General features: G+C 66.9%; 18 protein-coding genes and 1 other RNA gene. 12 read left to right on the top strand and 7 right to left on the bottom strand.

The features are described from left to right. Positions 1-23: 23 nt before the first annotated feature. On the top strand, positions 24-1097 hold the full coding sequence (locus AB4Z37_RS04455) for a YeiH family protein (protein ID WP_441515472.1): 1074 nt from the start codon (positions 24-26) through the stop codon (positions 1095-1097). A gap of 35 nt (positions 1098-1132) precedes the next feature. On the opposite strand, the gene AB4Z37_RS04450 is transcribed toward AB4Z37_RS04455, so the two are convergent. From AB4Z37_RS04450 to AB4Z37_RS04435, 4 genes are all read right to left on the bottom strand, one after another. Next, positions 1133-1642: an Lrp/AsnC family transcriptional regulator gene (locus AB4Z37_RS04450; RefSeq protein ID WP_441515471.1), complete on the bottom strand. Its 510-nt coding sequence runs from the start codon at positions 1640-1642 to the stop codon at positions 1133-1135. A 106-nt stretch (positions 1643-1748) separates the two neighbouring features. Beyond that, positions 1749-2669, bottom strand: a complete 921-nt coding sequence (locus AB4Z37_RS04445) for a sugar kinase (RefSeq protein ID WP_441515771.1) — start codon at positions 2667-2669, stop codon at positions 1749-1751. A 38-nt stretch (positions 2670-2707) separates the two neighbouring features. Then, entirely contained in the window at positions 2708-3649 is a 942-nt protein-coding gene (gene nudC, locus AB4Z37_RS04440) for an NAD(+) diphosphatase (RefSeq protein ID WP_441515470.1), read from the bottom strand. Positions 3650-3655: 6 nt separating this feature from the next. Next, the gene (locus AB4Z37_RS04435) at positions 3656-4072 is read right to left on the bottom strand and encodes an HIT domain-containing protein (RefSeq protein WP_441515469.1); all 417 of its coding nucleotides are present in this window, start codon (positions 4070-4072) and stop codon (positions 3656-3658) included. A gap of 93 nt (positions 4073-4165) precedes the next feature. Between AB4Z37_RS04435 and ffs the strand changes: the two genes are divergently transcribed. The 5 genes from ffs (at position 4166) to AB4Z37_RS04410 (ending at position 7808) form a co-directional block, all read left to right on the top strand. Further along, positions 4166-4256: signal recognition particle sRNA small type (gene ffs, locus AB4Z37_RS04430), an RNA gene on the top strand. A gap of 177 nt (positions 4257-4433) precedes the next feature. Beyond that, the gene (locus tag AB4Z37_RS04425) at positions 4434-6296 is read left to right on the top strand and encodes a DNA polymerase III subunit gamma/tau (protein ID WP_441515468.1); all 1863 of its coding nucleotides are present in this window, start codon (positions 4434-4436) and stop codon (positions 6294-6296) included. A 69-nt stretch (positions 6297-6365) separates the two neighbouring features. Further along, positions 6366-6686 carry a YbaB/EbfC family nucleoid-associated protein gene (locus AB4Z37_RS04420; protein WP_441515467.1) on the top strand — a complete coding sequence of 107 codons (321 nt, stop codon included), beginning with the start codon at positions 6366-6368 and terminating at the stop codon, positions 6684-6686. Positions 6687-6726: 40 nt separating this feature from the next. Continuing rightward, positions 6727-7332: a recombination mediator RecR gene (recR, locus tag AB4Z37_RS04415; protein WP_211967464.1), complete on the top strand. Its 606-nt coding sequence runs from the start codon at positions 6727-6729 to the stop codon at positions 7330-7332. 128 nt (positions 7333-7460) lie between these two features. Continuing rightward, positions 7461-7808, top strand: a complete 348-nt coding sequence (locus AB4Z37_RS04410; RefSeq protein ID WP_441515770.1) for a hypothetical protein — start codon at positions 7461-7463, stop codon at positions 7806-7808. Between the two features lie 187 nt (positions 7809-7995). Here AB4Z37_RS04410 and AB4Z37_RS04405 read toward each other — a convergent pair whose 3' ends face one another. The 3 genes from AB4Z37_RS04405 to AB4Z37_RS04395 all read right to left on the bottom strand — a co-directional run bounded on the left by AB4Z37_RS04405 (position 7996) and on the right by AB4Z37_RS04395 (position 11174). Further along, complete coding sequence (locus AB4Z37_RS04405) at positions 7996-9354, bottom strand: AmpG family muropeptide MFS transporter (protein ID WP_441515466.1); 1359 nt, start codon at positions 9352-9354, stop codon at positions 7996-7998. A 62-nt stretch (positions 9355-9416) separates the two neighbouring features. Further along, positions 9417-9875 (bottom strand): RidA family protein, encoded by a 459-nt coding sequence (locus AB4Z37_RS04400; protein ID WP_441515465.1) that lies wholly within the window; start codon positions 9873-9875, stop codon positions 9417-9419. Positions 9876-9965: 90 nt separating this feature from the next. Beyond that, positions 9966-11174: a DNA recombination protein RmuC gene (locus AB4Z37_RS04395; RefSeq protein WP_441515464.1), complete on the bottom strand. Its 1209-nt coding sequence runs from the start codon at positions 11172-11174 to the stop codon at positions 9966-9968. A gap of 173 nt (positions 11175-11347) precedes the next feature. Between AB4Z37_RS04395 and def the strand changes: the two genes are divergently transcribed. The 6 genes from def (at position 11348) to AB4Z37_RS04365 (ending at position 23714) form a co-directional block, all read left to right on the top strand. Further along, positions 11348-11869, top strand: a complete 522-nt coding sequence (gene def, locus AB4Z37_RS04390) for a peptide deformylase (protein ID WP_441515463.1) — start codon at positions 11348-11350, stop codon at positions 11867-11869. Between the two features lie 79 nt (positions 11870-11948). After that, on the top strand, positions 11949-12881 hold the full coding sequence (gene fmt, locus AB4Z37_RS04385; protein ID WP_441515462.1) for a methionyl-tRNA formyltransferase: 933 nt from the start codon (positions 11949-11951) through the stop codon (positions 12879-12881). Further along, the gene (locus AB4Z37_RS04380) at positions 12878-13381 is read left to right on the top strand and encodes a GNAT family N-acetyltransferase (RefSeq protein WP_441515461.1); all 504 of its coding nucleotides are present in this window, start codon (positions 12878-12880) and stop codon (positions 13379-13381) included. Before fmt ends, AB4Z37_RS04380 begins: the two co-directional genes overlap by 4 nt. Continuing rightward, a complete protein-coding gene (gene truA / locus AB4Z37_RS04375; protein WP_441515460.1) occupies positions 13381-14118 on the top strand; it encodes a tRNA pseudouridine(38-40) synthase TruA in 738 nt (245 codons plus the stop codon). Before AB4Z37_RS04380 ends, truA begins: the two co-directional genes overlap by 1 nt. A gap of 298 nt (positions 14119-14416) precedes the next feature. Further along, positions 14417-16228, top strand: a complete 1812-nt coding sequence (locus tag AB4Z37_RS04370; protein ID WP_441515459.1) for a ShlB/FhaC/HecB family hemolysin secretion/activation protein — start codon at positions 14417-14419, stop codon at positions 16226-16228. A gap of 10 nt (positions 16229-16238) precedes the next feature. Beyond that, the gene (locus AB4Z37_RS04365; protein WP_441515458.1) at positions 16239-23714 is read left to right on the top strand and encodes an MBG domain-containing protein; all 7476 of its coding nucleotides are present in this window, start codon (positions 16239-16241) and stop codon (positions 23712-23714) included. The last annotated feature ends 140 nt before the right edge of the window (positions 23715-23854 follow it).

The raw sequence follows: 23854 nt of genomic DNA, 5'->3' as shown, positions 1-23854 counted from the left end.
ATCTTCCAAATCTGGAGATCGAAGTGCCAAACGCCCTCAAGCCGCCCGTTCCCTCGGACAATGGCTGGAACCGCAGGATCCGATCCCTCGCCGGCCTGTTGCCAGGCGTCGTACTTTGCCTCGCGGTGACGCTGGTTTCGTTGGGCCTGCAGGAGGTCGAAACTCTCAGCCTCGCGCATCCCTATGTCGAGGCCCTGGTCATCGCCATCCTGCTGGGGGCGGCGCTGCGGACGGCGTGGGAGCCGTCGGCGCGCTGGCGCGCAGGGGTGGCCTTCAGCGCCAAGCAACTGCTGGAGCTCGCGGTGATGCTGCTGGGCGCGTCGATCAGTTTCGCGGCGGTCGCCGCGTCCGGCCTGCTGCTGATCGGGGTGATCGTGGCGATCGTCATCGTCGCCATTGCCACGAGCTATGTCATTGCGCGGGCGCTGGGGTTGCCGACCCGCCTGTCGATCCTGATCGCCTGCGGCAATTCGATCTGCGGCAACTCGGCCATTGCCGCGGTGGCGCCGGTGATCGGCGCCGACGGCGAGGACATCGCGTCATCGATTTCGTTCACCGCGGTGCTCGGTGTGCTGATGGTGCTGGGGCTGCCGCTGCTGATTCCGCTGCTCAGGCTGTCGGCGAACCAGTACGGCATCCTTTCGGGGCTGACGGTTTATGCTGTGCCGCAAGTGCTGGCGGCCACTGTGCCGGCGGGCCTCGTCAGCACCCAGGTCGGTACGCTGGTGAAGCTGGTGCGGGTGCTGATGCTCGGTCCGGTCGTGGTCGGCTTCTCGCTGTTCGGCCGCGCCTTGCGCGGCGAGAGCGCGGATGAGGCTGTGCCGAAGCGGCTGTCGCTGTTCCGCCTCGTGCCATGGTTTATTCTCGGCTTCCTGGCGTTCGCGGCGCTGCGCTCGCTGGAACTGGTGCCCGATGCGGCGATCGCGCCGATCACCAAGATCGCGGGCTTTCTGACGGTGGTGTCGATGGCCGCGCTCGGGCTCGGTGTCGATGTGCGCGTGCTCGGCCGGGTCGGCGGCAAGGTGACCGCGGCTGTCACGCTGTCGCTGCTGCTGTTGCTGCTGATGAGCCTCGGTGCTGTCCACCTGTTCGCGTGACGGCCGCGCCCGCCGGTCGGCGGGCGCCGTGGCGGTCAGGCGGCACTGACCGGCGGCACCGGCAGGGCCGTCACCGACTTGATCTTCTCCATGGCGAAGCGCGAGGTGACGTTCTTCAGCGGCACCGAGCTGATCAGCTTCTTGTAGAAGACGTCGTAGCTCTGCATGTCCGCGACGACGACACGCAGCATGTAATCGACGTCGCCGGCCATGCGGTAGAACTCCATCACTTCCGGCATGGCGCTGACGGCGTCGGCGAACTTCTTGAGCCAGGCCTCGGAGTGGTCGCCGCTCTCGATCGAGACGAACACCGAGATGCCGAGCCCGATCTTGTTCTGGTCGACGAGGGCGACGCGGCGCAGGATGATGCCCTCGGCCTCGAGGCGCTGGATGCGCTTCCAGCAGGGGGTCGAGGACAGGCCGACGCGATCGCCGATCTCGGCGACGGACAGGGAGGCGTCGTCCTGCAGCACGGTCAGGATCTTGCGGTCGATGGCATCGAGCCGGCGGTGGGTGTCTGGGGTGGCGATGGCCAGGTCAGTCATGACGAAGAACTTTTTTCCAATAATTGGGATAATCTACCTCATATATAGAAAATTCTTCTCGCGCAAGGCCTCTGCGGCTGGAGCGCGTCCGGGCGCGTTACGCCATTCAGGCGTCGGCTAAAAGAGCTTCAACTTCAAGACGTTGCGGTGTGGCAAAAGCGCTGCCGAAGCGGGCGCATTTGAGGGCGGCCGCGGCGGAACCGAAGCGCAGGGCGCGCGTGATCGACTGTCCTTCCGCGATGGCCAGGGTGAAGGCGCCATGGAACACGTCGCCCGCGCCCAGTGTGTCGATGGGGGTGATCGGGAACGACGGCACGCGCTGGAGCCGGTGCTGTGCGTCGAGCCAGTCGACGCCATCGGCGCCGCGGGTGACGCCAAGGAAGGCCGGCGTGAGGCCGGCGATGCGCGCCAGCGCGTCGGCAAAGTCGTCGCTGCCGGCGGTTGCGTGCAGGGCTTCCGCCGAGAAGATGACGTGGGTCGATAGCGCCAGCACCTCTTCATCCAGCGTCATCACCCGATCAGCATCGAGCACTACAGGCAGGCCGCGCCGGCGCGCCTGCCGGCACAACGGGGCGACGAAGTCGGAGCAGCGGCTTTCGGTGAGCACGGCATCGACACCGTCGAGCAGCGTGTCCGCCTCGGGCAGGATGACGTTCCAGAGTTTTGGATCGCGATAGGTCACCACCGTACGTTCACCGGCGGCGTCGATCATGATGCTGGAGACCGGTGTCGTGGCTCCGGGCACATGCACCATGTGGCTGAGGTCGATGCCTTCGCGGTCGAGCAGGGCGAAAACAGGCTGCGTGTCGGCGGTCGATTCGCCAACCGGTCCGGTCAGACGCACGCGCCCACCCAGCCGCGCGATCGCGACCGCGGCGTTCGGCGCGTTGCCGCCGCAGATCTGGTCGAACTCGCTGGCCCGGATCTTGCGGCCGGGTGACGGCAGCGTGTCGATGCGCAACACCAGGTCGCGCACCGGCATGCCGACGCAAAGGATGAGCGGCGAGGGGCGATCGGCAGTGATCATCGTCATCCTTGCCCGCGACGTCGCAAGCTGCGGTCGCGTCAGGCGGCGGCGTTCACCCACTGCGCCAGCAGGTGGTAGGCGATGGCCACGGGATGCGGGCCGAGCTTGCCGTCCGGGTGTTCGCGCTTGAGCATCAGTGCCGCCTCCGCGCGATCGAACCAGCGTGCATCCTCGAGCTCGGTCTTGTCCACCACGATGTCGGTGGTGGTGGCGCGCGCGGTGCATCCGATCATCAGCGACGACGGATAAGGCCAGGGCTGGGCGCGGTAGTAAGCGATGTCGGTGCACTGGATGCCGGCTTCCTCCAGCACCTCGCGGCGCACCGCGTCCTCGATGGTCTCGGCGATCTCGACGAAGCCGGCAAGGCACGACCACATCCCGGCCGGGAATTGCGACTGGCGGCCGAGCAGGCAGCGCTCGCCGTCGGTCACCAGCATGATCACGACCGGGTCGGTGCGCGGAAAGTGCTGGGTCTTGCAGTTCGGGCAATCGCGGCGCCAGCCGCCGCTCGCCATCACGCTGCGCTGGCCGCAATTGGCGCAGAAGCCATGGCGCTGATGCCAGCCGACCAGCGCCTTCGCCATCGCGATGGTGGAGAGCTCGTGCACCGGCAGCAGCCCTTGCGTGATCGCGCCGCGCAGGTCGTTGACCGCGACCTCCTCATGGGTCAGCAGCGCTTCGACCGAGTTTGCCGCAATGCCCATGCCGAACACCGGCTTGCCGTCGCTCAACCCAAGAAACACGGTGCCGGGATTGGCGCCGTAGGCACGCGCCTCCTCCAGCGTGAGCAGGGCGGTCGGTGAGCCGCCATTGCGACGAATCAACAGCGAATCACGGTGCACCACATAGGCACGGGCGTGGCTGTGATCTTCGAGGGCGAGCAGCTTGTCGACGTCCTCGCGCAGGTGGGCCGCACGATCGATCGGATGCGTGGAGAATCCCGGTGCGCCCACCGGGAATGTCGCGTTCGTGATTGTCATTGACGGTCAGCCGAGCCAGATTTTGCGTCGAAGCGCACTGATGAAGTCCGCAACCTCCTGCGGGTCATGCTTGAGGGGCTGGGTCGCGCCCCAGACCGGCCTGGGCCAGGCCGCATCAGTGCTCCGTCGCGCGATGATGTGGACATGAAGCTGCGGCACCACATTGCCCAGCGCCGCGATGTTCAACTTGTCGCATTTGGTGACGTCTTTCAACACGCGGGCGACGCGGGTCACCTCTGTCATCAATTGTGCCTGCTCCACCTCGTCGAGATCGATGATCTCGACCACGTCCGGACGGCGTGGCACCAGCAACAACCAGGGATAGTTGGCGTCCTGGATCACCAGCACCCGGCTGAGCGGCAGGTCGCCGACGTTGATGGTGTCTTTTTCGAGCTGGGGGTGGAGCGACCAGGCGGCAGGCATGCGATTTCCAATCGAGATCCTGCCGCGGACCCTAGCAGAAGTTGTTGCACCGCGCTTGCTTTCCGCCCGCTTTGGCGCCAAATAGGGGTGGGAGATTGGCGGTGGACGAGCCACTCGCCAACCGGGTCAGGTCCGGAAGGAAGCAGCCCTAACGAGAACCGGATCGGGTCGCTCGTCAGTCTCCCACCTTTGATAAACCCCCGCCGTAGCGGTTTTTCGGCCAAAGGCCCGCCCGTCTGGTCCGAAATGCCCCCCAAGGCCCGCGACGCGTGGCGCCGCTCGCGGTAACCGCCGATCGTCGCGATCCCTGGACAAGCGGGGGCTCGGATCACTCAGAGACCACTTTTACGCGGATCGTTCGATGGCTGATGCTGGACCCTCCGGAGCCGACACGAACGATCAGGCCGGTTCCAGCTCCGTGGCCCCGCGCGGCTACCGCGTTCTCGCCCGCAAGTACCGGCCGACCACCTTCACCGACCTGATCGGCCAGGAGGCCATGGTGCGGACGGTCTCGAACGCGTTCGAAGCCGGGCGCATCCCGCAGGCCTGGATTCTGACCGGCGTCCGCGGGGTCGGCAAGACCACCACCGCTCGCATCCTGGCGCGCGCGCTCAACTACACGCTGGCGGACGGCTCGGTCACCGGGCCGACCATCCACATGCCGACGCCGGGCGTGCATTGCCAGGCGATCATGGAAAGCCGTCACATCGACGTGCTGGAGATGGACGCCGCATCGCACACCGGCATCGACGATGTGCGCCAGATCACCGACGGCGTGCGCTATGCGCCGTCCAGCGCCCGCTACAAGGTCTACATCATCGACGAAGTCCACATGCTGTCGGAGAAGGCGTTCAACGCCTTCCTCAAGACGCTGGAGGAGCCGCCGGAGCACGCCAAGTTCGTGTTCGCGACCACGGAAATCCGCAAGGTTCCGGTCACCGTGCTGTCGCGCTGCCAGCGCTTCGACCTGAGGCGGGTCGATGCCGATGTGCTGATGACCCATCTCGGCAACATTGCCGCGAAGGAGGAGGTGCAGATCGAGCCGGAGGCGCTGGCGGCGATTGCCCGCGCCGCGGAGGGCTCGGTGCGTGATTCGCTGTCGCTGCTCGACCAGGCCATCGCCCATGCCGCCGGCGTGGTGCGCGCCGAGGACGTGCGCCAGATGCTCGGCCTCGCCGACCGCACCCGCGTGATCGACCTGTTCGAGGCGCTGGCGCGCGGCGACATCGCCAGCGCCTTCAAGGAATTCCGTGATCAGTACGACACCGGCGCCGACCCGGTGGTGGTGTTGAGCGACCTTGCCGAGTTCGTCAACTTCATCACCCGCATCAAGGTGGTGCCGGCCACCGCCGACAACCTCGCGCTCGGCGAAACCGAGCGTACGCGCGGCCGCGAGTTTGCCGCCAAATTGTCGATGCGGGTACTGTCGCGGATGTGGCAGATGCTGCTCAAGGGCATTGCCGAGGTGCAGGCCGCGACGCGGCCGCAGGCCGCCGCGGAAATGGTGCTGGTGCGCATCGCCTATGTCGCCGACCTGCCGACGCCGGACGAAGCGATCCGGATGATCGAGCAGAACGGCGGCGGTTCGCCGGTCGCCTCGGGTGGTGGCGCGCGTGGCGCAGCGAGCCCGTCGGGTGGCGGCGCGAGCGCGCAGATCGGCATGACGCCAGCTGCTGTGCTGCGCGCGGCGACACCTGCCCCTCAGGGCGGTGTCGCGATGGCGCGCGCCAGCGGCGACGGCACGCCGCGCCCGCAACTGGTGACGCCGCCGGTGCCGAACGTACAGGCGCCGCCCGTGGTCAGCTTGCGCAGTTTTCCGGAGGTCGTGAATTACGTCGGCAAACGCGACATCCTGCTGCAGAAGACGCTGGAGCGCGATGTGCGCTTCGTCCGTCTCGACGACGGCCGGCTGGAGATCGCGCTCGAGCCGAACGCGCCGCGCGGCCTGCCCAACGAGCTGCAGCGCAAGCTGGAAGCGTGGACCGAGCGGCGCTGGGTGGTCATCGTCTCGAACGCCGAGGGCGAGCCGACGCTGCGCACCCAGCGCGAGATGATCCGAAGCGAGCGCGAGCGTGCGGCCGAGGCCGATCCCCGTGTGCAGGCGGTGCTGAGCCGGTTTCCCGGCACGAAAATTATCGAGGTGCGTCACGCGCCTGCGCCGCAGCCGAGCGCCGGTGCCGAGGACGCGACCGAGCCGTTCGACGGCGAGGATGACGACGACTAACGTTCGTTTTTCAGATCTTTGATCACGTCGCGGGATCAGTCGTCCCGCACCAGTCACGAAGAGGATCCCATGGCTGACTTTCTCGGCATGATGAAGCAGGCCGCGCAGCTGCAATCGAAGATGAAGGCGATGCAGGACGAGCTCGAGCAGACCGAGGTCGAAGGCATTGCCGGCGGCGGCCTCGTCGCAGCCCGCATGACCGCAAAGATGGAGGTCAAGGCGATCAAGATCGATCCGTCGCTGATCAAGCCCGAAGATCGCGAGATGATCGAGGATCTCATTGTCGCCGCCCTCAACGATGCGCGCCGCAAGGCGGAGGCGGCGGTGCAGGAAAAGATGAAGGCGCTGACCGGCGGGCTGCCGCTGCCGCCGGGCCTGGGGCTGACCTGAGCGCTCGTTCGATCCGTGTCTGACCTCTGAAGAGCCTGTTATGCCGAGTGCGGTTGCCGGTCCCGAGATCGAACGTCTGATTCAGCTGCTGGCGCGATTGCCGGGCCTCGGCCCGCGGTCGGCGCGCCGCGCGGCGCTGCACCTGATCAAGAAGCGTGAAGCGCTGATGGCGCCGCTGACGTCGGCGCTGCAGGTGGCGATGGACCGCATTCAGGTCTGCAAGACCTGCGGCAACATCGACACACAAAATCCATGTTCGGTCTGCACCGATCCGCGGCGGGATTCGTCGATCATCGTCGTGGTCGCCGACGTTGCCGATCTGTGGGCGCTGGAACGTGCTCATGCCACGCAGGGCCGCTATCACGTGCTCGGCGGCACGCTGTCGCCGCTGGACGGGGTCGGCCCGCAGGATCTGACCATCGACGCGCTGGTCGGGCGCGCTCACGACAAGCAGGTGACTGAAATCGTGCTCGCCCTCAACGCCACCGTGGATGGCCAGACAACCGCGCACTACATCACCGATCTGATGCAGGAGGCCGAGGTGCGGATCACGCGGCTTGCGCATGGCGTGCCAGTCGGTGGCGAGCTCGACTATCTCGACGAAGGAACCCTGTCGGCGGCGATGCGGCAGCGGACCTTGTTCTGAAGTCCTCCGCGCGCCATCGCGCCGTCATTCTTCATCCCGTCACCACCGAACGGAAACGAGACCTGGTTGCCATGCTGCTGAAACTGACGAACGCCGTCCTCGCTTCCGTCGTGTTTGTCCTCGCGCTGATGGGCATGTCGGTGGAGGTATCCGCGCAGCAGGCGCTCAAGTCGGGCGGCGTGCTGTCGGGCGAGCTGCGGGCGATGCGCAACCGCGATGCCAAGGGCAAGCGGGTCAACACCTTCCAACTCGTGACCGAGCCGCGCCGGCTGCCGGGGCCGAACGGCCTGTGCAATCTCGAGACCGGGCCGGAGACGTTCCAGATCGTGACCAGCAACGACGCCGAGGCGAGCCGTCTGAAGGCTTTCATCGGCAAGCAGGTGTCGATCAAGGCCGATGAAGTGTCGTGCGCCGAGCTTGCCGGCCAGATGAGCGACGCCATCGTGTCGAAGTGGAGCCTGGTCACCAGCCATTGACGGCGGCGAAAGTTCCTCGCGTCATGAGCTTTCATCCGGCATTGAGCCTTCATCCGTCATCCTGAGGTGCGCGCCCTTGCGCGCCTCGAAGGATGAGCGGTCCACGAAGCTGCCGCTCGGGCCGTCGCCCTTCGAGGCTCACTTCGCGCGCACCTCAGGGGGGCGGATCGCATTGATGGAAATCTCTTTATGCGCGTCGCCCGAGCGTTTCGAAATGCCCGCGCCGCTGCAGCCATGTCAGCAGCACAAGGCTCGGGATGGCCACCAGCACGCAGATTACGAAGAACAGCGGCCAGCCCGTCGCCTTGGCGACGTAGCCCGCGCCGGCGGACAGGTAGGTGCGCCCGATCGCAGCCAGCGCCGTCAGCAGCGCGTACTGCGTGGCGGTATGCAGCGGGCTCTTGCACAGCGCCGAGAGGTAGGCGACGAAGATCACAGTGCCGATGGCGCTGGTGAAGTTCTCGGCAGTGATTGCCAGCGCCAGTGCGTAGTGATTGACGCCGACCGCTGCGAGCCATGAGAACGACAGGTTGGCGATCGCCTGTACCGCACCGCCGATCCACAGGCTGACCGGCAGCGAGTAGGCGCGGGCGACGAAGCCTCCGGCGAAGCCGCCGATCAGCGTGGCGGCGAGGCCGACGCCTTTGACGATCGCGGCATAGTCGGCCTTGCTGAAGCCGAGGTCGATCACGAACGGCGCCGTCATGGCGCCGGAGAACGCGTCGGTGAACTTGAACAGCACGACAAAAGCGAGAACGGCGATCGCGTCCTTGCGGCCGAGAAATTCACCGAACGCGCCGCGGGCCGCGACGAGCACCCGCATCAGGCCGCTGCCGTGGCCGAGTGCCGCCTCCGAGCGCGCGGACTGCTCGGGTTCGGTCGCGAGCAGTGCCGTCACCGTGCCGATCAGCACCGTGGCGGCCATGATGACATAGCCCCATTTCCAGGCCGGATTGGCGTCGAGGCCGATGCCCTGCAGGCCGCTCACCAGGAACAGCACGCCGGCCGTCGACACCAGCATGCCGATGCGATAGGCCGCGACATAGGCCGCCATGCCGGCCGCCTGCTCGCTTTCCGGCAGGCTCTCGACGCGGAAAGCGTCGACGACGATGTCCTGCGTCGCGGAGGCGGTGGCGACCAGCAGGGCGGCGACTGCCGCGTAGAACGGCGAACGGCCGGGGTCGGCGAGCGCGAGCAGCAGGATCGCGACGATCAGCAGCAATTGCGACAGCACCAGCCAGCCGCGGCGACGGCCCAGCAGGTTGCCCAGCACCGGAACCCGCAGTGCGTCGACCAGCGGCGCCCAGATGAACTTCAGCGTGTAGGGCGTGCCGACCAGCGTCAGCAGGCCGATGGCGCCGAGGTCGATGCCGGCCTCGCGCATCCAGATCTGCAGGGTAGACGCGGATAGCGCCAGGGGCAGGCCTGACGAGAAGCCGAGGAACAGCACCACCAGCACGCGCGGTTGCAGATAGACCGCGAGCGTCTCGCGCCATGATGCGCGCGCGGCGGGCGGCTTCACAGTGTCCTCGGGGGCGGCGGTCATCGTCCTTCCCCCTATCTGATTTGGCGGGCGAGGGCCAATGCGGCGAACCGGCCGCCGGCGGCCTAGCGGATCGCGAAGATCGCCTCGACTTCGACGCTCAGGCCCATCGGCAGCGAGCTCATGCCGACGGCGGAGCGGGGGTGCCGGCCGGCGTCACCGAACACCGCGACGAACAGGTCGGAACAGCCGTTGACCACCCCGGGGTGATCCCTGAAATCCTCGGTGGCGTTGACCATGCCGAGCACCTTGACCACCTGCACGACGCGGCCGAGATCGCCGGTCGCGGCGTGGACCTGCGCCAGCACGTTGAGGCCGGTGAGCCGCGCATGCTCGTAGGCCTGCTCGACGGTCAGGTCGCGCCCGACCTTGCCGGTATGCAGGTGTCCGGCGGCGTCGAATGGGCCTTGGCCCGCGATGTAGAGGTCGTTGCCATGGCGCAGGAACGGCAGGTAGTTGGCGGCGGCCGGCGCGGCCTTGGGCAGGGTCAGTCCGAGTGCGGCGAGGCGGTCATAGGGCGTCATGCGAACTCCGGGAGGGGCAGCGGCGGATGGCATTGGTCGCCAAGGACACGCGTCCTATGCGGCCCCGTCAAGGGACCGTATGGCGCGTGGTCATTCGCCGGCGCGCACCTTGCGGGAGGGAGGCGGCACAGCGAACAGCTCCGGCGCGGCCTTGGATGCCGGTGCGTCGTTCTCGGTGGGAGAGGAGAAGTCGAGCTCCTCGATCTTGGCGGCGCGCTTGCCGATCTTGTTGACCGAGATCAGGACCTGGCGGACGTCCTCGCTGACCTGGTCGAAATGGGCGCCCAGCCTGCTGACGCGGTCCCGCAGGCGCTCGACATCGCTCATCATGTTCATGACTTCGGTGCGGATCTGGTCGGCGGCGTCGCGCATCCGCGCGTCCTTGAGGATCTGCTGCATCACCTGGATCGCCAGCATCAGCAGCGACGGCGACACCAGCACGACGCGGGCGCGATAGGCCTTCTGCACGATGTCGTCAAAACCGTCGTGGATCTCGGCATAAACCGACTCCGACGGCACGAACATCAGCGCGGTATCCTGGGTCTCGCCGGCGATGAGATATTTGTCGGCGATATCGCCGACATGCTTCATCACATCCTGGCGCAGGCGCTGCGCCGCCTGCTTCTTTTCCTCCTCGCTGCGGGCCTCGCGTAGCGCGGTCACCGATTCCAGCGGGAACTTGGCGTCGATGCACAGCGGGCGCTGGTCGGGCAGGTAGACGACGCAGTCCGGCCGCTTGCCGGTGGAGAGCGTGTGCTGGAACTCGTAGGCACCCTTCGGCAGGCCGTCCTGCACGATGGCTTCCATGCGCGCCTGGCCGAAGGCGCCGCGGGCCTGCTTGTTGGCGAGCACGTCGCGCAGCGTCGTCACCTGGGTGGTCAGCTCGGTCAGGTTCTTGTGGGCGCTGTCGATGATGCCGAGGCGCTCGTGCAGCACGCGCAGGCTTTCCGCGGTGTGGCGCGTGGTCTGTTCCATGGACTGGCCGACGCGATGGCCGACTGCATCCAGCCGCTCGCTGACCGCCCGCGCCATTTCGGCCTGCCGGCCGGCGAGGGATTGCCCCATGGCATCGATCCGCCCGTGGGCCTCGGTCTGGACGCGCAGCAGTTGTGCCACGCGCTCCTCCAGTTCGTCGGCGCGAATCGCCTGGGCCATGGCCGTTGCCTGGCTGCGCCCGCTGCCACGCGCGATCACGATGGCGATGACCAGCAGCATGGCCACAACCAGCATGCCGAACACCAGGAGGGCGAGGCCGGCGCGGACCGGCGTGCCGTCGATGACAAACAGGATCTCGTTCATACGGCTTTTCTAGCTCGATTCGGCCTTGAATGCGAACGAAGAGGGAACATTTTTGATGAAGGACCGGTTAAAATTCATGGTTAATCAATGGTAAATATCGAGTGCGCTCCGCCGGGGCTGCTTTTGCGGCCCCGCAATTGACCGCGGCGGGAGCCCGGATTACATCGCGCGCCATGGCCATTCGTGAAATCATCATTCTTCCCGACAAGCAGCTTCGCCTGGTGTCGAAGCCGATCGAAAAAGTCACGCCGCAGGTGCGCAAGCTCGCGGACGACATGCTCGAGACCATGTACGACGCCCCCGGTATCGGGCTGGCGGCGATCCAGATCGCCGAGCCCGTGCGGCTGATCACCATGGATCTGTCGAAGAAGGACGACGAGCAGAAACAGCCGCGGGTCTTCATCAACCCGGAGATCCTCTCGGTGTCCGAGGAACTCTCGGTCTACGAGGAAGGCTGCCTGTCGATTCCCGAATACTACGAAGAGGTCGAGCGGCCCGCCACGGTGCGCATCCGTTACCTGGATCTCGACGGCAAGGTGCATGATGAAGAGGCGACCGGCCTGTTCGCCACCTGCATCCAGCACGAGATCGACCATCTCAACGGCGTGCTGTTCGTCGACTATCTGTCGAAGCTCAAGCGCGACCGCGTGATGAAGAAGTTCACCAAGGCGGCGAAGCAGCGGGCGATTGGCTGAGGCCGCCCCGCATGGTCCGCCGTCTCGGGCTGGCCGGCGCTTTCCCCTTGTCCGCGTGCGAACCTAGCAAGGCCCCACCATGTCCCTGCGCCTGATTTTCATGGGCACGCCCGATTTCGCGGTGCCGACGCTGCTGGAACTGGTGGCGCAAGGCCACGACATCGTTGCCGTCTACACCCGGGCGCCGAAGCCGGCTGGCCGCGGCATGAAGGAGCAGGTGACACCGGTCGAGCGCGAAGCGCGGCGGCTCGGTCTTGCCGTGCTGACGCCGAAGACGTTGAAGACCGAGGACGCCCAGGCGGCGTTCAGTGCTTTCGGCGCCGACGCCGCGGTGGTGTTGGCCTATGGGCTGATCCTGCCACAGGCGATCCTGGAGGCGGTGCCGCTCGGCTGCTTCAACCTGCACGCCTCGCTGTTGCCGCGCTGGCGCGGCGCCGCGCCGATCAACCGCGCGATCATGGCCGGGGATAGCGAGAGCGGCGTCATGGTGATGAAGATGGACGTCGGCCTCGATACCGGTGACGTCGCCATGGCCGAACGCGTCGCCGTCACCGATGCGATGACCGCCACCGACCTGCACGACCAGCTGGCGCGAATCGGCGCCGACCTGATGGGCCGGGCGATGGGCGCGCTCGCGCGCGGCACGCTGCAGGTGACGCCGCAGAAGAGCGAGGGTGTCACCTACGCCGCCAAGATCGACAAAGCCGAGGCGCGGATCGATTGGCGCCGCCCGGCGCACGAAGTGCTGCGGCACTGCCACGGCCTGTCGCCGTTTCCCGGCGCCTGGTGCGAGATGCCGCTCGAGGGCGAAGTGGTGCGCGTCAAGGTGCTGCGCTGCGCGCCGGCCGCCGGCTCCGGCGTGGCAGGGACGGTGCTGGACGATCAGTTGACGATCGCCTGCGGCGATGGCGCGATCCGGATCCTGGACCTGCAGCGCGCCGGCAAGCAGCCGATGAAGGCGGACGTCTTCCTGCGCGGCACGCCGGTGCGGCCCGGGCTGAAACTGCCATGAACATCCGGCCTGAAACCGCCTCGGACCGCGTCGTGATCCAGCGCATTCTGCGCGATGCGTTCGGCGCGCCGGCGGAGGCGGATCTGGTCGACCGGCTGCGGGACGACGGCGACCTGCAGCTGTCGCTGGTTGCCGAGCAGGACGGCGTGCTGGTGGGGCATGTGGCCTTCTCGCGGCTGTGGATCCTTCACGACGGCCAGCGCATCGCCGGCGCAAGCCTCGCGCCGATCGCGGTCGATGCCGCGTATCGGTGCAAGGGCATTGCCCAGGCGCTGATCGAGGACGGGCATCAGCGGCTGCAGTCGCGCGGGGAGACCATTGCGTTCGTGCTCGGCGATCCCGCCTATTATGGCCGCTTCGGCTATTCCGCGGCGTCGGCTGCGGGATTCGCCTGCGACTATGCCGGGCCTTATTTCCAGGCGCTGGCACTGGCGTCGGGCGCGCCCGACCGGGGACGCATCGCCTATGCTGCAGCGTTCGAGAGGCTGGGGGCCGCCTGATGCCGCGCTACAAGCTCACCGTCGAATATGACGGCCGGCCGTTCCGCGGTTGGCAGGTGCAGGACGACCATCCCTCGGTGCAGGGGGTGCTGGAGGCCGCAGTGAAGGCGCTGAGCGGCGAGGAGGTGCGGGTGCATGGCGCCGGCCGCACCGACGCTGGCGTGCATGCCAGGGGGCAGGTTGCCCATGTCGATCTGTCGCGCGACTTCCGTACCGACGTGGTGCGCGACGGCCTCAACGCCCACCTGCGGCCGAAGCCGGTCGGCGTGCTGGCGGCCGAGCGCGTGGCGGATGATTTCGAGGCGCGGTTCTCGGCGATCAAGCGCCATTACCTCTATCGCATCATCAACCGGCGGGCTGATCTCGCGCTCGACTTCGGCTTTGCCTGGCGGGTACCGAAGCCGCTCGACACCGCGGCCATGCATCTGGCTGCCCAGGCGCTGGTCGGCAAACACGACTTCACCACCTTCCGCGATACCGAATGCCAGGCGAAGTCGCCGGACAGAACGCTCGACCAGCTCGACGTGATCCGCGAGGGCGACCATGTCAGTATCGTGACGTCGGCGCGTTCGTTCCTGCACAGCCAGGTTCGCTCGATGGTTGGGTCGCTGGTGTGGGTCGGCGAGGGGCGCTGGAGCCCCGCCGACCTTAAGGCGGCGCTCGACGCGCGCGACCGTGCCGCCTGCGGCCCCGTGGCCCCGCCGGAGGGGCTTTATCTGATGCGGGTCGACTACTGATCACCCGCGATTTCGGCCTTCTTCCGGGGCATTCACGCGAGGGCGTCGCGAAGCCTCGCTTGCGGCGAAAAACACAGCGAATATCGATTCTTATGTGAGATTCAGAGGATCTGATATTTTCTGAAATTGCCCTGTGCGCCCGTTGGCTTGCACCGGTTGAGAAGACAAAATCCGCCAATCAAAGCACAAAAAACGCGTGCGAAGCGTCGACAGAGCGAGCCGCCTCTTGCCGGACCACCGGCGGGCTGGATGTTCGCCATCCCTTCGCTCGTGGACGTTGGATTGTGAGGGCGAAGTCTTGTCGTTGCTGATGCTGCGCACCGTGCGCTCCGGCGAATCCGCTGGCCGGGTCCGTCCCGATGCCCCGGGATCGCCGGCCCTCGCCCCGCAGCATGGCGGCCGGATCGCTGCGCTCCTCGCCGGGGTTGCGCTGGCGATGTCCGCCGCGATGCCGGCGCAGGCCCAGACCGCGTCCCAGATCACGCCGCCAAGCTTTCGGCCGGATCTGGAGCGGCCCGGTGGCTTTTCGCTGAACGGCGGGCCAGGCCTCGGCACGCCCGCGGGCGCCGAGAAGCTGTTCGTGAAGCTCGCAGGCGTGCGGGTCGAAGGCGGCCTCGCCGAGCTGAGGAGCGCCACCGCGGCGCTGGAGGCGAAGCTGTCGGGTCGATCGGTTTCGGGTGCCGAGATATTCGCTGCCGCGCGCGATCTCGAGGCGGCCTATGCCGCGGCGGGCTATGTGCTGGCGCGCGTCATCCTGCCACCGCAGAAGCTGGTCGACGGTAGCCGGCTGCGGCTCCTGGTGGTCAGTGGCTACATCCAGCGCATCGAGCTCAAGGACGTTCCGGAGCGGGTGCGCGGCCGCATCGCCACGCTGCTGGAGCCGCTGCGCGGCAGGGACCAGGTCACGCAGCGCCAGATCGAGCGCGCGCTGCTGCTGGCCGGCGACACGCCGGGCGTGATCCTGCGCTCGACGCTGGCGCCCGGCGAGGGCCAGGGCGCGACGGTGCTCGTCATCGACGCCAAGTACCAGCCGGTCAGCGGCGTGGTATCGTTCGACAACTCGCTGTCCAGGGCCCTCGGGCGCACGTTCTGGGGCGCAGGCGTCGATCTCAACAGCGTCGCCGGTCTCGGCGAGCTGGTCTACCTGCGCGCCAACGGCCATCCCGAGGACGGCGACTTCTTCGGTCGCTATCCGCGCAACCGCTCGCTGGCGGCGGGCGTGGTGGTCCCGGTGTTCATCGACGGGCTGACATTCAATCCGGAATACACCCAGTCGCGGACGACGCCGCTGCCGCAGTCGAACGTGGCGTCGACGGACGTGTTCGACCGCCTGTCGCTGCGCCTGCGCTATTCGTGGCTGCGCAGCCGGATGCTCAACTACAGCCAGGAACTGGCGTTCGACGCCCAGAGCGAAACCAACAGCCTGTTCGTCGGCGCCAATCCCGTGCCGCTGTCGCAGGACCGGCTGCGGATCGTCCGCTTCACCCAGGAGGCAGATTACTACGCGCCGTGGGGTGCGACGCTGAGCGGGCGCGTCAAGGCGTCGTTCGGGGTCAACGGGCTGGGCGCGCGCGGTCTCAGCGATGCTACGCCGGTGTTGCCGCTGTCGCGCAACGGCGCCGATGCCCAGTTCCAGAAGCTCGAAGCCTCGCTGAACTACTATCAGTCGTTCATGGAGCACCTTGCGGTCAGTGTCGGGCTGCGCGGACAGACGTCGTTCGGCGAGCCGCTGCTCGCCAGCGAACGGTTCGGCATCGCCGATGCCGGCGGCCTATCGGCGTTCGATACGGGATCGATCATCGGCGACAGCGGTTTCGTGGCGCGCGGCGAGATCATCTCGCCCTGGACGCTGCCGATCCAGAACGTGCCGTTCGGCGTGGTCGCGATGCCCTATGTGTTCGGCGCCTATGGCGAGGTGCGCCAGGTCAATCCGACGTCGCTGGAACAGGCCGTCACCCGCGCCAGCGCCTATGGCGGCGGCGTGCGCTTCGGCGGCGCCGTGCCGGGGACGCTGAGCAACGGCACGCTGGCGATCGAATACGGCCATGGCCAGAGCAACACCGCGGCGAGCAACCAGCGCGTCGTCGTCACATCCGCATTCCGGTTTTGAGAGGCGCGCGATGCGTTCGGCAGTCGTGACAGCTTCCCTGCGGTTCCGGCTCAGGCCGCGGCGGCTGGCGTTGCTGCTCGCCACCACGGCCCTGACGGCACCGGCTCTCGCCACCGCGGCCTCGGCGCAGAACCTGCCAACCGGCGGCAGTGTCGCGGCGGGCAGCGCCAGCGTGTCGCAGTCGTCGGCATCGACGCTGACGATCAACCAGAGCAGCCAGAGCGCGGTGGTTAACTGGCAGAGCTTTTCGATCAGCCAGGGTTATGCAGTCAACATCAACCAGCCCAACGCGTCATCGGCGATCCTCAATCGTGTCACCGGCAACACGCCGTCGAGCATCGCGGGCTCGCTGACCGCCAACGGCCAGGTCTACCTCGTCAATCCCAACGGCATCGCCATCACCTCGAGCGGCACCGTCAACACCGGCGGCGGCTTCGTGGCCTCGACGCTCGGCATCTCCGATGCCGATTTCATGAACGGCAAGCGCTCGTTTAGCGGCAATGGCGCGTCGGCGCCGGTCAGCAACGCCGGCACCATCTCGGTGGGACGCGGCGGCTATATGGCCCTGATCGGCGGCACCGTGTCGAACAGCGGCAATATCCATGTGCCGCTCGGCAAGGTCGGGCTCGGTTCCGGCGAGCAGGCGACGCTCGACTTCTCCGGCGACGGCTTCCTGCAGGTCGCAGCGCCAACCAACGCCAAGACCTCCGGCGCGATGGTCGAAAGCTCCGGCACCATCAAGGCCGACGGCGGCGCCGTGATCATCAGCGCGGCGACCGCGCGCGAGGCCGCGCGCAATGCCGTCAACATCTCCGGGCAGGTGCAGGCACGCTCGATCGGCGGCAGAACCGGCGCGATCGAGATCGGCGGCGGCGAGGGTGGGCAGGTCACGGTCAGCGGCAAGCTCACGACGGCGTCGCGCAAGGCCAGGGGCGGCACGATCACGGTGACCGGCAAGGACATCACGCTCGCCGGCGCCCGGCTCGATGCCTCCGGCAAGACCGGTGGCGGCAATGTCAGGGTCGGTGGCGACCGCCAGGGCCGCGGCACGCTGCAGCGTGCGCAGACCACGTCCATCGATGCCGCCAGCACCATCAAGGCCGACGCCACCGGCATCGGCAACGGCGGCAATGTGGTGGTGTGGTCGGATGTCCAGACCAACTTCGCCGGCAGAATCTCCGCTCGCGGCGGCGCCGATGGTGGCAATGGCGGCGAGGCGGAAGTCTCGGGCAAGGCGAAGCTCGGCTATACCGGCCTCACGGACCTCTCCGCGACGAAGGGCAGCTTCGGCACCCTGCTGCTCGATCCCTACAACGTCATCATCTCGAATGGCGCCGATACGTCAGGCTTTTCCGCAACCGGCAATGACAGCATCATCAATGTCGGCACGCTGCAAGCGGCGCTGGGATTCGGTAATGTCAACGTGACGACGGGGTCGGGGGGATCGCAGGCCGGTGATATCACCGTCGTGGCCCCAGTTGCCTGGTCGTCCGGCACGATGTTGACGCTGAACGCCGCTCATAATGTCGTCGTCAATGCGCCCGTGACCCTCAATGGTTCCGGCACTTTGCTCCTCAACGCCAGCGGCGGCGTCCAGGTCAACAAGACCATCAGCGTCACCGGCGCAGGCACCGTCAACATCACCGCCGCCCCGGTCGCGGATGTCAGCACCACCGGCCTTACGTTCGCGCGCGGCGCCTCGATCGATTACGGCGCGACCAACAATGGCGGCACGTTCAAGCTGAACGGCACGACGTACACGCTGGTCTATTCGATGGCCAATTTCGATGCCATCGACGGCATCAATTCGACGACCGGCGCCACGATCGCAACCTACGGCGCCGGTATTACCGGCAACTACGCGCTCGCCACCAATCTCGACGCCAGCGGGATCACCTACAATCAGCAACTAATGGGCGGGTTCGGCGGCAAGCTCGACGGCCTCGGCCACACCGTCTCGAACCTGAACATAGGTGGTGGCCTCAGCAACAACGGCATGATCGGGGTGCTGTTCGGCACGCTGTCGAACTTCGGCCTGGTCGGCGGTTCGGTGAACGGCAACCTCACCACCGGCGGCCTCGCCGGAAGCAACAACGGCGGCGTGGTGCAGACCAGCTACTCCTCCGCAACCGTCTATGGCTCGCAATACGTCGGCGGCCTCATCGGCTTCAACACGGGCACGATCCAGTCGAGCTTCGCCACCGGCGATGTGACGACGGGCGGACAGTACGCCGGCGGCCTGGCCGGACGGAACACCGGACTGATCAAGACCAGCGTCGCATCAGGCATGGTCAGCGCCGGTCAGTATGTCGGCGGTCTGGTGGGCAGCCTCGAGGGCGGCGGGATCCAGCAAAGCCTGTTCACCGGCATGGTGATCAGCAGCGGCGGGTATGTCGGCGGCATCGCCGGTTACGTCGCGCCGGCCACCCCTCGCCTCAGCTATGACTTATATTGGAACGCGCATACCAGCGGCACATCGGCCGCCGCAGGCTACGACGTCAACGGCGCGGTGCAGGCAGGCGGCCTGTCCACGGCCGACCTGCAGTCGGGGGCTCTGCCGCCGGGATTGTCGTCCACGGTCTGGGGCGCGGGTGCGGGGCTGTATCCCTATCTGTCGAATTTCTATCCGAGCGGTCCGCAAGTCGTGTCCGGAACAGCCTATTCCGACGGCGGCACGACCGGGCTCGCCGGCGCATCGATCGGTCTCGTCGCGGGTGGCACCAGTCTCGGAACGATCTCGTCGGGCGCGAACGGCTATTACTATTTCGCCTTCGCGCCGGGCGCGCTGTACAACGGCGAGAGCCTGCTCAGCTATTCCAACGCGAATTCCGCCACGCTGACCACGGCGACCGGCGCTGTGTCCCAAGGTGGCGTCAATCTCTACGGCCAGCGGCTGACAGCGCCGACGTCGGCAACGCTGCTGTCCAACGTCAAGACCAACGTCGCGGCAGCAGCAGGCGGCAACGCGGCCGCGATCGCGGCCATCAACGGGGCGACCGTCTACGATATCACCGCCACGGGGGCGAGCTTCACTGTCGACCAGGCGATCAATGCGAGCAGCTTTGCCGCGCGCACCACGACATCGGGCGCGCCGCTCATCGTCTCCAGCGCGATCACCATCCAGGATGGCGGAAGCCTGACGCTCAACAGTGCAGGAGCACTCAGGATCAACGCTCCGGTCACGATGCGGGGGTCAAGCACGGCGGCGCTCGGCTACGACGCGAGCGACCCCACGAACTTGACGTTCGCGATCGGCGCGCCGCTGACCTATGTCAACGCCGACGGCTCCGCCGCAACAGCGAGCGCCGGCGGCACGCTGTCGATTAACGGCCAGAGCTATCAGCTGCTCTACACGATGGATGACCTCGCCGGCATCAACAATGGCAGCGGAAACTATGCGCTGGTAAATTCGCTCAGTCCGACCGGCAGCTATTCGAACGCGATCGTCGGCAGTTTCTTCGGTACGTTCGATGGTCTTGGTCACACCGTTACCGGTCTGACCATCAATAGCAGCACTTATGCTGGGCTGTTCGGCTATCTCACCGGCACCGTGCGGGATATCGGCGTGATCGGCGGTTCGGTGACGGGAGGCTATTCCAGCGGCGCGCTGGTCGCCAGAGTCAACAACGGTGGCGTCGTCGCCAACGCCTACGCTACCACACCAGTCTCTGGGGGAAGCGCCGGGGGGCTGATCGGTGATCTGTTCAGCAGCCTGCTCGTGAATTCGTTTGCGACCGGGTCGTCCAGCGGCGGCGTAAGGAACGGCGGGCTTGTCGGATGGGCGACCAACAGCACCATCCGTGATGTCTTCGCCACCGGCGCCGCGGCGGGAAATTATGCCGGCGGACTGATCGGCCGTGGCGACGGCGGTTCGCTGACCAACGGCTATGCGACCGGCCCTTCCGCCGGCGTGTACGCCGGCGGCCTGATCGGCGGGGGGAGCGGTCTTGCGCTGACCAATGTCTATGCCGACACTTCCACCACCGGCAGGGGCGGGGGCGGCCAAGATCTGACCACGGCCCAATTCCAGTCGGGCGGCGCAAGCGGCCTTGGCGGCGCATTCGCGGGTGGCGCCAGCGGACTTTATCCGTACCTCAAGAGCTTCTTCCCGAACGGCGTGCAGGCCGTGTCCGGCTACGCCACCCGGCAGAACGGCGTTTCTCCTTGGCAGACGACCGTGTCGGTCACCAATGGCGGCGTGGTCGTGGGTTCGGCGTCGACGGGTGTCAACGGCTATTACTATGTCTTCGCGCCTGCGGGGACGGTCGCCAACGGGAGCGGCATTGCCGCCTCGACGTCGGATTCGAGCGGCGCGATCGCGTTCCGCACCGGCGCTGTTGGCCAACTGACGACAAATCTCAATCTGACCGACGGCTGGCGTCGTGACACGTCGGGCAGCTCGATCGGCTCGCTGTCGGCCCTCAACACGGCGTTCAGCACGACCGTCGGCTCGACCGTAGTATCCAGTATAGCCCTCGCCAATCGCCAGATCGACAGCGGGGCGTCGAGCTTCGCCCTCGATCAGGCATTGTCGCTCTCGGGAACACTGGCGCTGTCGTCCAGCGGCACGGTGACGCAGAGCGCGGCCGTTTCCGCCGGCGGGCTGCTGCTCACCGGATCCGGCTCCTTCACGCTCAATGCCGGAGGCAACCAGGTCGGCACGCTGGCCGCCAATGCCGGTGACCTGACCGTCATCAACACCAGAAGCCTGACCATCGGCTCGCTCGGGAATGCGACGGGCGCGACGACCGGCGGAGTCGCGACATCCGGCGGAGTGACTGTTTCGACCGGCGGAGATCTCACCATCGCCTCCGACGTGACGGTGAGCGGCACCAGCCCGGTGCTCGCGGCGAGCGGGGCCTTCATCAACAATCGCGGCTCGGATGCGGTGACGGCGACCCGCGGGCGCTGGCTGGTCTATTCCGCCAATCCGGCCGGCGACACGTTCGGCAATCTGGACAGCGGCCGCACAGCGATCTTCGGCAACACCTTTGCGACGCTGGCGCCCGGCAGCGTCCCGCTCGCTGGCAGCCGCTACGTCTTCTCCGCCACGCGGACCCTCACCGTCACCTCGACGGACGCCAGCAAGACCTATGGCGAGGATGCCAGCGCCGCGATCGCCGGCAACTACGTGATCACGGGCTATGACGCCGGCATCGCCGGCGTGTATCTCGGCGACAGCGCCGGGACGGCGCACTACGGCATGGCCAGCGTCACATCGACCGGCGCCGACGCGACGGCCAATGTCGCCGGCTCGCCTTACACCATCGACGTCGCGCGGGGCACGCTGACCAGCCGGAGCGGATATGCATTCAGGTTCGCCAACGACGGCCGGCTGACGGTGAACCAGCGCGCGATCACCGTGACGGCGGATGCGAAGTCGCGATACTACGGAGATGTCAATCCGGCGCTGACCTATGCGGTCGGGGGTCTGGGCCTCGTCAACGGCGACACTTTGAACGGATCGCTCGATACCTCGGCGACAACGGCCTCTGGTGTCGGCGCCTATGGGATCACGCGCGGAACTCTCTCCAACGCCAATTACGCGATCACCTTCGCCGGCGCCGATCTCAGCATCACCGCGCGGCCGATCACGATCACCGCCGATGGGAAATCGCGCTACTATGGGGATGCCAATCCGGTCCTGACGTATTCGGTCGGCGGGCCCGGTGGCGGTTCAGGCCTGGTCAATGGCGACACGCTCTCCGGTTCGCTGACGACGTCAGCGACCGTGACGTCCGGCGTCGGCCTTTATGGCATTGCGCAGGGATCGCTCAGTGCGTCGTCGAACTACGCGGTGTCGTATGTGGCGGCGGATCTGACCGTGACACCGCGGCCCATCACGGTGACGGTCAACGCGCAGAGCAAGGTCTATGGCGCGGCCGATCCGGCGCTGAGCTACACGGTCGGCGGCCATGGCCTCGCGAACGGCGACACGCTGTCAGGATTGCTGAGCCGCACCGCCGGTGAGAACGTGATCGGCGGCGGCTATGCCATCGGCCAGGGCAGCGTCACCAACGCCAACAACCCGAACTATGCCATCACCTACACCGGCAACACGCTGACCATCACGCCGGCGACCCTGACCTATGCGGCCAATGCGGCGACGCGGCAGTATGGCGACGCCAACCCGGCGCTGTCGGGCACTGTCATCGGTTACGTCAACGGCGATACCCAGGCCACGGCCGTCACCGGCACCCTGACGTTCGCGACCAGCGCCACAAGCACCTCGGGCGTCGGCCGCTACGACATCACAGGCTCGGGATTGACCGCCGCCACGGCGAACTACGTGTTCGCCCAGGCGGCTGGCAACACCACCGCGCTGTCGGTCACGCCGCGCGCCATCACCGTGACGGCGGACACGCAGAGCCGGGCTTATGGCGACGGCAATCCGGCCTTCAGCTACGCCATCGGCGGCGGAGGTCTGGTCAACGGCGACACGCTGTCTGGCAGCCTCGCTTCGACGGCGACTGTAGCCAGCAATATTGGTGGTTATGCCATTACGCAGGGCTCGCTCGCGGCCTCTTCGAACTACGCGCTGACCTACACCGGCGCGACACTGACCGTGACGCCGAGGGCGATCACGGTGACGGCGGATGCCAAGAGCCGCATCTATGGCGACGCCAATCCTGCCTTTACCTACACGCTCGGCGGCGCCGGCCTCGTGAACGGCGACACGCTGTCCGGCAGCCTCGCCTCGCCAGCAACGACGACCAGCAACGTGGGCGGCTATACCATCACCCAGGGGTCGCTCGCGGCCTCGGCCAATTACGCGCTGACCTACACCGGGGCGGCGCTGGCCGTGACGCCACGCACGATCACGGTGTCAGCGGATGCGCGGAGCCGCATCTATGGCGACGCCAATTCCCTGAGTTACACGATCGGCGGCATGGGCCTCGTGAACGGCGACACATTGTCCGGCGCTCTCTTCACGTCGGCGACCGCGACCAGCAATGTCGGCAGCTATGCCATCACGCAGGGCTCCCTCGCGGCGTCCGCCAACTACACGCTGGCCGGCTTCACCGGTGCAACGCTCACCGTGACACAACGGCCGATCACGGTGACTGCCGATGTGAAAACGAAGTTCAATGGCGAGCCGAACCCGGCGCTGACCTATGTCATCGGCGGCGCGGGCCTCGCCAACGGCGACATCCTGACGGGCGCGCTGGCGACCTCGGCGGATTCGAGTTCGCTGGTCGGCAGCTACGCCATCACCCAGGGCACGGTCGCTGCCTCGGCCAATTATCTGCTCACCTATGTCGGCGCCAATCTGATCGTGCAGCCGCGGCCGGCTTTGAACTACTCCGCCATCATCGATCGTCTCTTCGCCCCCAACGCCACGCCGGTGGCGCTGCCGGTCGGCGTGACCGCCGTTCAGGGCGCGCCGCGGATCATGACAGCAAACGGCGTTGCCACGTTCTATGCCGATCCTCGCTCCGACCAGGCGTTCGTCTGCGTCGGGGGCATGTGCTTTGGCGCTCTCTAAATCGAATTCGGTCATGGCCGCAGCGGCGCCGCGACCAAACAATCATCTCGCGACGTCCTGTTTCAGGGTTTGAAAGAATAAGATGATGCGCTCGGCTCCTTTTGGCTCTTGTTCGCGTGTCCGTTCCCGCGCGCCGCACC

This window comes from Bradyrhizobium sp. 2TAF24, from assembly GCF_052115025.1.
GTDB lineage: Bacteria > Pseudomonadota > Alphaproteobacteria > Rhizobiales > Xanthobacteraceae > Bradyrhizobium_A.
The sequence above is the reverse complement of the archived record's forward strand: the minus strand, read 5'-3'. Positions and strand labels throughout refer to the sequence as shown.